Origin of the sequence: Streptomyces sp. CB02366 (genome assembly GCF_001905905.1) — a bacterium.
Classification (GTDB): Bacteria; Actinomycetota; Actinomycetes; order Streptomycetales; family Streptomycetaceae; genus Streptomyces.
On the sequence record NZ_LIVT01000002.1, the window covers coordinates 438,717 to 450,978 of the forward strand.

The 12,262-nt window shown below is 72.9% G+C and carries 12 protein-coding genes; 2 read left to right on the forward strand and 10 right to left on the reverse strand.

All coding sequences use genetic code 11. The annotated features are described in order from the left end of the window. Nucleotides 1-141: 141 nt before the first annotated feature. Nucleotides 142-1,824 (reverse strand): thiamine pyrophosphate-binding protein, encoded by a 1,683-nt coding sequence (locus AMK24_RS07405; protein WP_073766283.1) that lies wholly within the window; start codon nucleotides 1,822-1,824, stop codon nucleotides 142-144. Continuing rightward, nucleotides 1,821-2,819, reverse strand: coding sequence for an agmatinase (gene speB, locus AMK24_RS07410; RefSeq protein ID WP_073766285.1), 999 nt, complete (start codon nucleotides 2,817-2,819; stop codon nucleotides 1,821-1,823). The genes AMK24_RS07405 and speB overlap by 4 nt, the downstream gene beginning before the upstream one ends. Nucleotides 2,820-3,010: 191 nt before the next feature. Here speB and AMK24_RS07415 point away from each other — a divergent pair, with 191 nt between their 5' ends. After that, entirely contained in the window at nucleotides 3,011-4,585 is a 1,575-nt protein-coding gene (locus tag AMK24_RS07415; protein WP_073766287.1) for a PucR family transcriptional regulator, read from the forward strand. Between the two features lie 33 nt (nucleotides 4,586-4,618). Here the strand turns inward: AMK24_RS07415 and AMK24_RS07420 are convergent, their stop codons facing one another. The 7 genes from AMK24_RS07420 to AMK24_RS07455 form a co-directional block, all read right to left on the reverse strand. Further along, nucleotides 4,619-5,308, reverse strand: a complete 690-nt coding sequence (locus AMK24_RS07420) for a contact-dependent growth inhibition system immunity protein (RefSeq protein WP_073766289.1) — start codon at nucleotides 5,306-5,308, stop codon at nucleotides 4,619-4,621. Nucleotides 5,309-5,320: 12 nt separating this feature from the next. Continuing rightward, nucleotides 5,321-5,626 (reverse strand): RNase A-like domain-containing protein, encoded by a 306-nt coding sequence (locus AMK24_RS07425; protein ID WP_073766291.1) that lies wholly within the window; start codon nucleotides 5,624-5,626, stop codon nucleotides 5,321-5,323. A 30-nt stretch (nucleotides 5,627-5,656) separates the two neighbouring features. Beyond that, complete coding sequence (locus tag AMK24_RS07430; RefSeq protein WP_073766293.1) at nucleotides 5,657-6,328, reverse strand: hypothetical protein; 672 nt, start codon at nucleotides 6,326-6,328, stop codon at nucleotides 5,657-5,659. A gap of 33 nt (nucleotides 6,329-6,361) precedes the next feature. Next, a complete protein-coding gene (locus AMK24_RS34625; protein WP_242435028.1) occupies nucleotides 6,362-8,098 on the reverse strand; it encodes an RNase A-like domain-containing protein in 1,737 nt (578 codons plus the stop codon). Beyond that, nucleotides 8,098-8,400 carry a WXG100 family type VII secretion target gene (locus AMK24_RS07445; protein ID WP_073766295.1) on the reverse strand — a complete coding sequence of 101 codons (303 nt, stop codon included), beginning with the start codon at nucleotides 8,398-8,400 and terminating at the stop codon, nucleotides 8,098-8,100. The genes AMK24_RS34625 and AMK24_RS07445 overlap by 1 nt, the downstream gene beginning before the upstream one ends. A 15-nt stretch (nucleotides 8,401-8,415) precedes the next feature. Next, a complete protein-coding gene (locus AMK24_RS07450) occupies nucleotides 8,416-8,817 on the reverse strand; it encodes a WXG100 family type VII secretion target (RefSeq protein WP_073766297.1) in 402 nt (133 codons plus the stop codon). 233 nt (nucleotides 8,818-9,050) lie between these two features. Beyond that, nucleotides 9,051-10,475: an FG-GAP and VCBS repeat-containing protein gene (locus AMK24_RS07455; protein WP_073766299.1), complete on the reverse strand. Its 1,425-nt coding sequence runs from the start codon at nucleotides 10,473-10,475 to the stop codon at nucleotides 9,051-9,053. 218 nt (nucleotides 10,476-10,693) lie between these two features. On the opposite strand from AMK24_RS07455, the gene AMK24_RS07460 reads away from it, so the two are divergent. Then, nucleotides 10,694-11,587 (forward strand): class I SAM-dependent methyltransferase, encoded by an 894-nt coding sequence (locus AMK24_RS07460; protein WP_073766301.1) that lies wholly within the window; start codon nucleotides 10,694-10,696, stop codon nucleotides 11,585-11,587. 58 nt (nucleotides 11,588-11,645) lie between these two features. Here AMK24_RS07460 and AMK24_RS07465 read toward each other — a convergent pair whose 3' ends face one another. After that, complete coding sequence (locus tag AMK24_RS07465; RefSeq protein WP_073766303.1) at nucleotides 11,646-12,233, reverse strand: YciI family protein; 588 nt, start codon at nucleotides 12,231-12,233, stop codon at nucleotides 11,646-11,648. Nucleotides 12,234-12,262: the final 29 nt, after the last annotated feature.

The window sequence follows — 12,262 nt, forward strand, 5'->3', positions numbered from 1 at the left end:
GCCGGGTGGACCCACCCGGCCTGCCGGAAGGCACCAACACCCCCCGCTCGGGATTTCATCCCGCCGCAACAAACGGGGCGGTTCAGGGGGCCGGAGACCGGTGGCGGGCGCGGGGGCCCGGACCCGCCCGCCCAGCCCCGCCTACAGGTGCGTCGGCTCGAACATCCGCAGCAGCGCCGGCAGCACGACGACGGACGGCCCCGGGGCCGCCAGAGCCCCGCGGAGGTCGGCAGCGAGCGAGCCGGGGGTGGCCCGGACGGCCGGGACGCCGAAGGACTCGGCGAGCGCGACGAAGTCCGGGCGGACCAGCTCGGTGCCGGTGGTCTCGCCGAAGGCGTCCGTCATGTACTCGCGCAGGATGCCGTAGCCGCCGTCGTCGACGATCAGCCAGGTCAGCGGCAGGTCGTACTGGCGGGCGGTGGCCAGTTCCGCGAGGGAGTACATCGCGCCGCCGTCGCCGGAGACCGCGAGCACGGGCTGCGTCGGGTCGGCGACCGCGGCTCCCACGGCCGCCGGGAAGGCGTAGCCGAGGCCCCCCGCCCCCTGGGCGGAGTGCATGGTGTTGGGGCGGCGGGCGTCGAACGCGGACCAGGCCCAGTACGCCAGGATCGTCATGTCCCAGAAGCTGGGCGCGGTGTCGGGCAGCGCCTCGCGGACGGCGGCGAGGACCTGCTGCTCCAGGGCGAGGTCCTGCGCGTCGATCCGGGCCCGTACCTTCTCCAGCACCGTACGCACCCGCTCGGCGGCCTCCGGGTCCTCGCGCCGCTCGACGGCGTCCAGGAGGTCGGCCAGCGCCTCGCGGGCGTCGGAGTGGATGCCGAGGGCGGGGTGGTTGGACTCCAGCTTCCCGGCGTCCGCCTCGATCTGGATCACCCGGCCGCGGGGGCGGAAGGTGTGGTAGTTCGAGGAGAGTTCGCCCAGGCCCGACCCGACGACGAGCAGGACGTCCGCGTCCTCCAGGAAGTCGGTGGTGTGCCGGTCCTCCAGCCAGGAGCGCAGCGACAGCGGGTGCTCCCAGGGGAAGGCGCCCTTGCCGCCGAAGGTGGTGACGACGGGGGCGTCGATCTTCTCGGCCAGGGCGCGCAGTTTGCCCGCGGCGTCGGAGCGGACGACGCCGCCGCCCGCGATGACCACCGGGCGTTCGGCGTTCGACAGCAGGTGCGCGGCGGCGATCGTCAGCTCGGGGCGCGGGTAGAGCTCGCGCGGGGTGGCGTCCATGGCGCTGACGACCGGCAGGGCCGTCCCGGCCAGCAGCACGTCCTGCGGGATCTCCACCCAGACCGGCCCGGGCGGGGCGGTCAGGGCGGACTCCCAGGCGGCGGCGATCGCGGACGGGATCTGCGAGGCGGTCCGCACGGGGTGGACCGACTTCACGATGTCGCGGACGGACGCCTGCTGGTCGCGCAGTTCGTGGAGGTAGCCGTGCCGCCCGCCGCCGAGTCCGGCCGCCGGGATCTGGCTGGAGAGGACGAGCACGGGGGCGGAGGCGGCGGCGGCCTCCTGGAGCGCGGCGAGCGAGGTGAGCGCCCCGGGGCCGGTGGAGAGCAGGAGCGGGGCGACCTCGCCGGTGATCCGGCCGTACGCGTCGGCGGCGAAGCCCGCGTTGTTCTCGACGCGGAGCCCGACGTACCGCAGGGAGGAGCGGCGCACCGCGTCGAACACGCCGAGCGCGTGCTGCCCGGGCAGCCCGAAGACGGTGGTCGCGCCGAGCCCCTGGAGGGTCTCGACGACGAGGTCGCCGCCGTTGCGTCCCTCCGGCGGACTCAGCACGGCGGCGGCCTGGGCGGCGGTGAGCCGGGGCCGGTCCTCGTGGTCGTGGCTCACTTGCCGTCCTTCGCCGTCTCCGCCGTCTCCGCCGTCTTCTCCGCGGCGATCTGGCGGGACATGATCGTCGTCAGCTCGTACGCGGTGTGCGAGGCGGCCACGGAGGTGATCTCGGCGTGGTCGTACGCGGGGGCGACCTCGACCAGGTCGGCGGAGACCAGGCGGCAGGAGGCGAGCCCGCGCAGGATCTCCAGCAGCTCGCGGGAGGTGAGGCCGCCGGCCTCGGGGGTGCCGGTGCCGGGGGCGTGCGCCGGGTCGAGGACGTCGATGTCGATGGAGATGTACAGCGGGCGGTCCCCGATGCGCTGCCGGAGCTGGTCGGCGATCTCGTCGACGCCGCGCCGCATGACGTCGGCGGAGGTGACGATGCCGAAGCCCATCTTCTCGTCGTCGGTCAGGTCCTGCTTGCCGTAGAGCGGTCCGCGGGTGCCGACGTGGGAGAGGGCGGAGGTGTCGAGGATGCCCTCCTCGACGGCCCGGCGGAACGGGGTTCCGTGGGTGTACTCGGCGCCGAAGTAGGTGTCCCAGGTGTCCAGGTGCGCGTCGAAGTGGAGCAGGGCGACGGGCCCGTGCTTCTTGGCGACGGAGCGCAGGAGCGGCAGGGCGATGGTGTGGTCGCCGCCGAGGGTCATCAGCCGTGCGCCGGTGGACAGCAGGTCGTCGGCCGCGCCCTCGACGGTCTCGACGGCCTCGTTGATGTTGAACGGGTTCGCCGCGATGTCCCCGGCGTCGGCGACCTGGGCGAGGGCGAACGGGGAGGCGTCCTGGGCCGGGTTGTACGGGCGCAGCAGCCGGGACGCCTCGCGGATCGCGTTGCCGCCGAAGCGGGCGCCGGGCCGGTAGGAGACGCCGCTGTCGAAGGGCACGCCGACCACGGCGACGTCGGTGCGGCCGACCTCGTCGAGCCGGGGCAGCCGGGCGAACGTCGCGGGCCCGGCGTACCGCGGGACGCGGGAGGAGTCGATGGGGCCGCGCGGCGACTCGGTGCTGCTCATGGGGTGTGCCCTTCCTTCTGTTGCGTACGGGGGCGGGTGTGCGGGTGGTCCGCGGCGGTGTGCCGCGGGGCGGGGCGCCGGGGCCGTCCGGGCGGACGGACGGAGGCGCGAGGAAGACGGTAGGCCGCCGAGAGCCGGCACTGAAGTGTACGTTTGCTCCACTCGCCTCGCCCTGAACGGATGAACCGTCCATGCCGTACACGCCGCCCCCGGCCACGGACGCCGCCGCGCCGACCGCCCCTTTGACCCCGCCCGTCCCCCTGGCGGAACTCCTGGCCCGCGAGGACCTGGGCCTGCGCCGGATCGCGGGCCCGGCCGAGGCCGAGCTGCTCTGGGTGCACACCTCGGAGATGGCCGACCCGTACCCGTACCTCCTCGGCGGGGAGCTGCTGCTGACGGCGGGGGTACTGCTCGCCGACCCGGACCGCTACGTCTCCCGGCTGGTGGAGGCGGGGGCGGCGGCGCTGGGCTTCGGGGTGCGGCCGGTGCACGAGGCGGTGCCCCGGGGGCTGGCCGAGGCGTGCGACCGCTACGGGCTGCCCTTGCTGGAGGTGCCGCCGGAAACCCCCTTCACCGCGATCGCGCGGGCGGTGTGGCGGCTGATGGCCGAGGCGCGCCACCGGGAGCTGCGCCGGGTGGCCCGCGCCCAGCAGGCGCTGGCGGCCGCGGCGGCCCGCCCCGGCCCCGTACCGGCGGTGCTCCGGCAACTCGCCTGGCACCTCGACGGCCGGGCCGTCCTGGTGACGGCGCGGGGCGAGGAGGTGCACGCGGCGGGACGCGACGTGGGCCCGGAGGCGGAGGCCGCCCTGACCCGCCTGGCCCGCGTGGTGGCCGGCGACCGCCCCGGCGCTCCCGCCTCGGCCACGGACATCTACGGCGACACCCGCCTGTCCGCCTACGCGCTGGGCGGCGGCGAGGGCCTGGCCCTGACGCTGGCCGCCCGGCAGCGGGGTCCGGGCGACCACACGGTGGCGGGCATCGCGGTGGTCCTGCTGTCGCTGCTGGCGGCGCCCCACCAGGGGGCGGACGCGGCGGTCCGTTCGGCGGCCCTGGTACGGATGCTGCTGGGCGCCACCCCCTCCGAGGTGGCCCCGCTCCTCGACGGCAGCGGCTCCGGCTCCGGCTCCGGCTCCGGCGCCGGCTCCGGTTCCGGTTCCGGTTCCGGCCTCTGGAGGGTGGTCCACGCCCGGCGGACGGACGGCGCCCCGGCGGACGCCCTGACGGCCGGGGCCCTGGGCGCGTCGCTGGGCACGGCCCTGATCGACACGGGAGGCGGAAGAGGCGCGGGAGACGCAGCAGGCGGAAGAGGCACGGGAGGCGGGGCCGACGTCCCGGTCCGCCTGCTGCTGCCGGAGGGGGACGGGCTCGCCCCGCGGCCCGGCTGGACCCTCGGCGCGTCCGCGCCCACCCCCGTCACCGCTCTCGACGCCGCCGACTCCCTGGCCGCCCGCGCCCTGGCCCACGCGCGGGCGACCCGGGCGCCGCTGACGGTGGACGCCCCCGCGAGCGGCCTGGCCGCCCTGGTCCCGCCCGAGCAGGCTGCCGCCCACGCCCGCGCCCTGCTCGCCCCGCTCACCGCGCCGCTGGCCGACACCCTGCGCTGCTGGCTCTCCCTGCACGGCAACTGGGACCGTACGGCGGTGGCCCTCGCCGTCCACCGCAACACCGTCCGCCAACGCATCGGGCGGTGCGGCGAGTTGCTGGGGAAGGACCTGGACGACATGGACGTACGGGCGGAGCTGTGGTTCGCGCTGCGGCAGGGGTGAGGCCGAGGAGGCGAGCGTGCCGGGCCCGCGCAGTCAGTCGGCGGCCGGACCGGGTCCGTAGCCCGCCCTGAATCCGCCCAGAACGCCCGCGAGGTGGGCCAGCCAGCCGCTCGGGGAGTAGGGCCGGGGAGGGTCCACCTCCATCCCGAGCTCCGCTGAGGCGAGGGCGTAGTCGGACTCCTCGAGGTCGAGGGCGAGCAGCTCGCGGAGCTCACCCGCCAGCCGGGCGACCAGTTGCGGGTCCGTGGTGGCGGTGTAGTCGCGTACGGCCGCGTCGTGGTCCGGGAACTCGTCCGGCATGTCCTGCGAGAACCAGCCGCCGAGGAATTGGCCGAGCTCGGGGAATCGGGCGTGCCACTCCCAGTGGGTGCGGGGTACCGCCGGGGGAGGCGCCTCGCCTTCCTCGATCGAACGCCTCAGGTGGTCCGCGACGATGAACAGCCAGTCCTGGATCTCCGACCGGGGCAGCCCGACGTCCGGCACGGGGTAGAACTCCCCCAGACCCAGCCGCAGGCGGCCCGGCGGGTTGCGGGCGTACTCGCGAATCTGGCGTTCGGCGGTGGCCACGGCCCCGGGGCGGGTGTGCCAGGTGTGGCGGAGGTACGCCTGCAGGGCCTCGCTCGGCCGGTCCGGACCGTCATCGGCGGACATGCCGGTGTAGGCCCTCATCACCTGGTCCAACTCGCCGTAGCGGCGGTCGAATTCCAGCGGCTTCATGGACACGGCGTGGGACCTCTACAAGTAGATCGGGACGGTGGTGAGTACGACGAAGCCGTGCGGGCCGGCCGGCTCGCGCTTGAGGACGACCCGGGCCGCGCGCACCTCGACGGGCTCACGCCCGGCGAGCATCATCGCCTGCAGCAGGACGCGGCCGACAGGTTCCTCACGGGAAGGCCAGGCGGCCTCGATGACGAGACGGGCGCGGGTGCCCTGCGCGAGCCAGCGGTGGATCTTCTGCTCGTTGGCGGTCACCACCTGCTGGGTGGCCCAGTGGGCGGTTTCCCGGTCGGGGTAGGTGGCCGAGCGGGTCCTTACGGTCATGCGGAGAACCCCCTGTGGGCTGTACGTGGTTCAGGAATCCGCATGCTCGGTCCGCATATGGTCGTCGATCGTCCGGATGACCTCGCGCAGCGCATCGTGCGAGACCCAGGGGATCCACCGCGTCACGTTGGCGGACAGCGCCGCGGGCTGCGGAAACATCACGAGTACCGATTGGGCGTCGGCTGCCAGCCGGGAGAACGCCTCGCCGCAGAACGGATGCTCCGCTTCGGCGAAAGCCGCCACCGCCTCGGACGGCGACGGATACTCGCCGTCGTAGATCCAGTTGGCGCCGAGCCCGAGAAGCTCCGGAAAGCGCGCTGTCGCCTCCCAGTCCGCCAGGGGCAGATCGGCGAACCCCGCTTCCGGCTCCTGGTCGGCCGTCCGGAGCAGACCGGCCAGCGTACGCAGGTAGTCGTCTCCCGGAACACCGGCCCGCGCCTCGTCCAGCCGTTCGGTGAACGTGCGGGGGAAGAATGCGCGGTCCTCGGAGCGCCACAGGTCGGCCGTGTGATCGAGCAGGGCGGCGACGGAGGTGACGGGAGACAGCCAGCGCGAGGTGTCGGCAGCGGACAGGGTGCGGACGAAGCGCCTGAACTCGTCGTCCAGGGCGAGGGCGCCCCCCGACCGCCGCACGCGCAGCGCCGTCTCGACCACGCGTCGGACCGGCCCGTCGTTGAAGAGGCTGCCGGTGTGCGAGATCACGTCGCGATCATCTCCAGGAAAGTTCCGAGGGTCTCAGGGGGCCACGGGGTACGACGTGATCACCACGAAAGGAGGGTCCATGCCCTTCTGGTACTTCAGGGCGACCTGCGCGGAACGCACCTCGCTCGCAGTCGCTCCCATACCGTGCGCATCATAGTCGGCGCGCTCGACGGTGCGGCCGGTGGCGTCCGGGAAGGTGAGGGTCAGCGGCGGGGAGATCTTGGAGTTGTTCGGATCCCACGCGGGGTTGTTCCTCTCCCGCCGCTGCACTCCCTCGATCCACCGCTCGATCCGGTCCGCGTTGTCCACGTCGTCGAGTGCGGCCTGGGTGTACCGCTGGGCGGACGCGAGATCCTTGTAGGCCGAAGCGGACGGCGCGTTGTTCTGGTCGCGCAGCCGCTGGGTGAGCTGCTCGTCGGTGAGGCCGATGTGCTTGTCCACCCCATGGCTGTTCCCGATCCCTTCCTGGCTCGCGAGATCGAGCGGGAAGAAGTGGTCCTTCGGGTCCTCGCCCGGGACCAGGTACTGGTGTTCGTTCTTGAATTCGTGCAGCGCCCTCGCACCGAACGACTCCGCCCGCGCCTCCTCCGCGTGGAAGGAGGGTGCGCTCCGGTACGCCTCGTCCAGGGGCGCCATCAGCGCGTCCATCTTCGGAACCAGGGCGTTGACGCGCGAGTTGTACTCGGCGACGATCGCGTTCAGCTTCGCGGTGTCGATGTTGAGGACGATGCCGGCGCCGAGCTGGGCGGCACCCTTGACGACCCCTTTCGCCACGCCCGTGATGAACCCCTTGACGTCGTCCATGCCGACGCCGTCCTTCAGGTTCACCTCGACCTTGGGCACGGCCTCCTTGACGGCGTCCCAGTACACGTCCCAGACCTCGCCGTTGATGTACACGGCCGCCTCGGCGAACTGGTACAGCAGATCGCCGACCTTCTGGGCGGTGTCGAACAACACCGTCATCACCGGATGCGTAGCGGTGGGCGACGAGGCCGAATCGTGCTTCCACTGGTAACCCGACGTGGTCGTGCCCCACGCCGTCGTTCCCCACAGCGAGCTGCAGAACTGGCGCATGGCGTTGTGCCATTCGCTGTTGCTCTGCTGGGTGATGCTGCTGACATTGCCCGTCAAGGCGCTCTCGGTCATGGAGAGCGTCATGGTCATCGCCATCCACGCCTTGGAGAGCGAGTTGAGGTAATGCTGCTGCGGGTACGGGTAGACCTCAGCGACCTTGCCCATCCGGAACGCGTGCTTCACGATCGGCCTCAGCACCTCGCGGACCGGACCCGGCACCCATTCGAGCAGCGAGCGGATCCAGTCGTCGCCGCCGTCGTCGTCCCCCCACTTCAGGTTCGGCACGGAGCCGTATTGGGGCGCCTTCTCGATGACGTTCGGGAGCGGTTGGGTGACCGCCTTCGTCCGGCCGGTGGCGTCGTTGGCCGCTTCGGCCCTGGCGTAGTTGTTGGCCGTGGAGGTGAAGCCGACCGCCGCGCCGCCGATGCTGACGATGCTCTTCGCCCACACTTCGAGAAAGCGGTTGCCCACTTTCACGTAGGAGGCGGCGAACGCCTGGGGTGCCGTGCCGTAGCCCCCGGCGTCCGGGTGCTCCCTCAGTTTGCTCAGGAGGTCCTTGGCGCCTCGGTCCATCGGGGTCTGCTGCATCGCCACACCGCTCGAAACCCGGAACAGGTCCGCCGGTTTGACGTCGATGGTGCCGTTCTGGCCGGGCCCCTGCGTCCCCGGCTGCGGGCCGGTTCCCGGTCCCGCCATCAGCCGGCGCCCCAGCCCCGCAACACCGCCTGGTGTGCCGCGACGTAGTTGACGTGTCCCTTGGTGACGACCTCGTGCAGCCACTTCTGCGCCGCCCGCAGGTCCTGGGCGGAGCGGTCCCACTTGTCGAGTTCGTCGACGAATGCCTCACGGGCCTCGCCCTCCCAGGTGAGAACGACCTTCTCCACCCGGCCGTACAAGAGGTCCAGCTGTTCGTTGAGCTTCTTGAGCATGTCCTCGAGCTCACCGGTGAGACTCCGCAGCGTCGCGAAGTCGACCGTTATGTGGTCATCGTCCGTCATCCTTCTCCCCCTCGCTCACAGGTCGTCGAGGCTGCTCCGCGGCGTGGCGGCAGCCGGGCCGGGCGTCGAGAGTTCGGCGGCCTCGGCCTTCACGTCCGTCTCGACCTGGATCTGCCGCAGCCGCTCCATGATGTCGAGCTCCTGCTCCGTGAACCCGTCCCTGCTCAGTCTCACGCCCTGCTCCAGGCGCTGGAGGACCATGCGGATGCGCACGGCGTCCTCGGCGGCGCCGCGGTGCAGGGCCCGGTACGCCTTGGCCGCCGGTCCGCGCCAGCCCGCCTCGATGCTGTCGACCACGGCGTCCATGCGCTTGACCTGCTCGTCCAGGTGGGTCTGCATCGCGTCGAGGTCGTCGGCGAGCGCGGTCAGCCGGTCGCTTGTGACCCGCAGCCTGCTCTGTCCGTCTTCACCGCTCATGGACGCCCCCGGGGTTCTGGCGGTCAACAGCCCTGCATCGGACGCCACTTCCGTTGCACGCGCCACCTTATCAACGCTTCTTTCGGCCACAGCGGCAGCAGATCCCGGTCAGGCGGTGCGCTCTCTTCCGGGGCGGCCTTCCGTACCCGCCGATCAGGAGGCCGCTCGACGGCGGACACGCGGGGGGCCCCGGAGTCGCGAGCGCGTCTCCGGGGCCCCCGCCGCCCTTCTCGTCAGCCCAGCCAGTTGCCGAAGCGGACCGGCGACGGCGTCACGCCCAGGCTCGACTCGCCGAAGGAGACGCTGCCCTGCGTGACCGGGCCGGTGCTGCTGCCCTTGAAGAGCCAGACGCCGCCCTGGTTGGTGTTCTCGCCGGGGGCGCCGACCGCCAGCGTGGCCGGTACGCCCTTGGCTCCGGCCACCACGTGGACCTCGCCGCCGAACGCGTCGCCGCTCTCGTCGGCCCCGGGGACGTTCGCCGTGGACTGGCCGATCACCTTCGTGTCCGCGCCCGTGATGCCCGAGGCGCGGCCCTTGAAGACCAGCACCCCGCCCGCGTCCTTCGCCGTGCCCACGTCCTCGCCCGGCACGCCCACGACGACCTCGCCGTAGCCGTCGCCGTCCAGGTCGCCCACGGCCGCGCTCGCGCCCATGGCGTCGCCCGCCTCGTCCGCGCCCGGCACCCCGGCGGTGGCCTGGGTGATCCACTTCGGCTTCAGCGCGGTGTTCTGGCCCTTCGGCCCGCCGTACACGACCGCCACCGCGCCGCCCTTGCTCGGGAAGTCCAGGTCACTGTCCATGCCGGTCGGCTGACGCGTGAAGACCAGGTCCGGGTACGCGTCACCGTTGACCGAACCGACCGTCACCGAGGAGTGGGACAGGTACGTCCCCGCCGCGGCGACGAGCGGGGCGTGGGTGAAGCCGGTGCCCGTCGACAGGTACACATTCGTGCTGTCGCAGTCCGGTTCGTCACTGCAACCGGTGCGGACCAGCAGGTCGTCCTTGCCGTCGTTGTTGAGGTCCACCGCCTGCACGCCTTCGAGGACACGGACGCCGTCGTCCACGGTGAGCGCCGTGCGCGTGGAGGCGACCGAGCCGTCCGCGCCGATGCCCTCGTGCAGGACGACCTTGCCGCTCCAGTCGCCCGACTCGATCCCGGCCGCGTCCGTGCGGCCGTCCCCGTCGAAGTCGCCCAGCGCGTGCCCCTTGCCCTGGAACTCGACGGACCGGGCGCCGAGGCCCTGCTTGCCGCCGAACAGGATGATCCCCTGGCCCGTGCCGGTCGTGGCCAGCAGGTCCGTGTAGCCGTCGCGGTCGATATCGGCCGTCGTCCCCCCGCCGAAGCGGGCGTTCGCGGCGGCCGTGCCGGGAACCCCGGCCGTGTTCTGGTTGATCACCTGGTGCCGGGCCGGGCTGATGCCCTTCGCGTCGCCCGCGTACACCACCAGGTATCCGGCCTTCTTCAGCCCGGACACCGTCCCGTCGGGCACCGAGGCGTACATGTCCTGGTACCCGTCCCCGTTGAAGTCCACGTGCTGGCGCGCGACCGCGGCAGGTCCGGCCGCCATCGCCGTACCGGTCGAAGCCGGTACGGCGACCGCCGTCGCCGCGAGCGCGACGATCACCGCCGAAGCGGTACGGACACGAGAAGCGTTCACTGTTCATCCCCCTGAAGGCCAGATCAAGTCGGTCGGCGGGTCATCTGTCCCCCCTCCCAGAAAGACCATCCGTACGGCGAATGGTTGTGCGCCCGCGCCGCGCTGTTGATCACCTCGGCGTCGCCCCTCTTGCGTACGGGGTCGGACCCGGCCCCACCTTCTTGCGTTTTCGGCAACCCCGTATGCAGATGACGCAACCTCTCCGTACGCTCGGCCTCATGGCTCACGCACACCAGCAGCACCAGCACCCACTCCCTCACACGCATACGCATGAGGGTTCTGCCCACACCCATGACTCCGGCGCGACTCCCGACGGCCTCCCCGAGATCCTCGACCTCGACGCCGCTCTCTTCGCACCCCACCTGACCGCGCTCACCGGTCGTATCGCCTGTCTGGCCGGTGACGACGTCCGGCACGTCGTCGACCTCGGCGCCGGCACCGGCACCGGCGCCTTCGCCCTGCTGGAACAGTTCCCCACCGCCCGGGTGACCGCCGTCGACAACTCCCCCGCCATGCTGGAGCGAATCGTCGCGAGGGCGCGGGAGCGGGGACTCGGCGACCGCGTGCGGACGCTGGAGGCCGACGCCGGGGCGGGACTGCCCGGGATCGCCGACGCCGACCTCGTCTGGGCCTCGGCGTCCCTGCACCACCTGGACGACCCCGCCACCGCCCTCGCGGGCATCCGCTCCGCCCTGCGCCCCGGCGGACTGCTGGCCGTCGCGGAGGTCGACGGGATGCCGACCTTCCTGCCGGAGGACGGTGAGGCCGGTGCGCTGGAGGCCCGCTGCCGTGCGGCGCTCGCCGGGTTGCACGCCGAGCGGCTGCCGCACCGGGGGGCCGACTGGGGCGCCCTGCTCACCGCCGCCGGGTTCTCCGTCGAGCAGGAGCGCGCCGAGCGGTGGGAGCTGCGCGCCCCGCTGCCGGAGGGGGCCGGCCGGTACGCGTTCCTGGTCTTCGAACGCGTCCGCGGTTCCCTCGGAGGGCGGGTCGGCGCCGAGGACCTGGCCGCGCTCGACCGGCTCGTCGGCGGCGGGCCCGAGGACGTACGCCACCGCGACGACCTCGTCGTACGGTCCACCCGCGAGACGTGGACGGCCCGCCGCCCCGCCTGAGGCGGCCGGAGGGAATCGTGGGCGGCGTCGGGAGCGCGCGGTTCACGGGCTCCCCGCGTCAGTTCCGTCCGCCGCGCTCCCAGCGCCGCACCGTGAGCGACGCGGGCCGCCCGCCCGCCAGGCGGTCCGCGAACGGCTGGACCAGGTCCCGCGCCTCGTCCGGAAGCGCCCGCACGGCCGCGACCACTCCCGTCGTACCGGTCCCCCCGTCGTCGACCAGAGCGGCCACGAACACCAGCCGGTCGTCCGGCTCCGCGCCCAGCGGGCCCTGCCGCCCGGCGTCGCCGGAAACGGCTCCGCCCGTAGTGCGGGGCGACAGGGGCCACTGAGCGGTGACGAGTGTGTACGGGACGTCCGCCGCCGGTTCACGGCGCAGCAGCACCTCGGCCGCGACCACGGTGAGGTCCCGGTAGAGGCCCGCCTTCCAGAACGGCTCCTCCCGCGCGAACCGCTCCGCCTCCGCCCGGCCGGCGAGGTCGACGACGTGGACGCTCCCGGTGTGCTCCTCCCCGTCGTCGGACACGGTGGGCCCCCGGAGTATCAGCCGGTCGTCGAACCGGTCCGTGTAGGACCAGTGCTCCTCGCACAACTCCATCAGCTGGTCCGCGACTTCGGGCTGGTCCTGGGCGTACACGTAGAACGGCATGCCGCGACCGTACCGGAGGCGCCGGCGCG

Bases quoted from the DNA above. Each gene is read 5' to 3' on its own strand.
- AMK24_RS07445 (WP_073766295.1), bottom strand. From the start codon at position 8,400: ATGACGGACGATGACCACATAACGGTCGACTTCGCGACGCTGCGGAGT.
- AMK24_RS07450 (WP_073766297.1), bottom strand. From the start codon at position 8,817: ATGAGCGGTGAAGACGGACAGAGCAGGCTGCGGGTCACAAGCGACCGG.
- AMK24_RS07460 (WP_073766301.1), top strand. From the start codon at position 10,694: ATGGCTCACGCACACCAGCAGCACCAGCACCCACTCCCTCACACGCAT.
- AMK24_RS07465 (WP_073766303.1), bottom strand. From the start codon at position 12,233: ATGCCGTTCTACGTGTACGCCCAGGACCAGCCCGAAGTCGCGGACCAG.
- speB (WP_073766285.1), bottom strand. From the start codon at position 2,819: ATGAGCAGCACCGAGTCGCCGCGCGGCCCCATCGACTCCTCCCGCGTC.
- AMK24_RS07425 (WP_073766291.1), bottom strand. From the start codon at position 5,626: ATGACCGTAAGGACCCGCTCGGCCACCTACCCCGACCGGGAAACCGCC.
- AMK24_RS34625 (WP_242435028.1), bottom strand. From the start codon at position 8,098: ATGGCGGGACCGGGAACCGGCCCGCAGCCGGGGACGCAGGGGCCCGGC.
- AMK24_RS07415 (WP_073766287.1), top strand. From the start codon at position 3,011: ATGCCGTACACGCCGCCCCCGGCCACGGACGCCGCCGCGCCGACCGCC.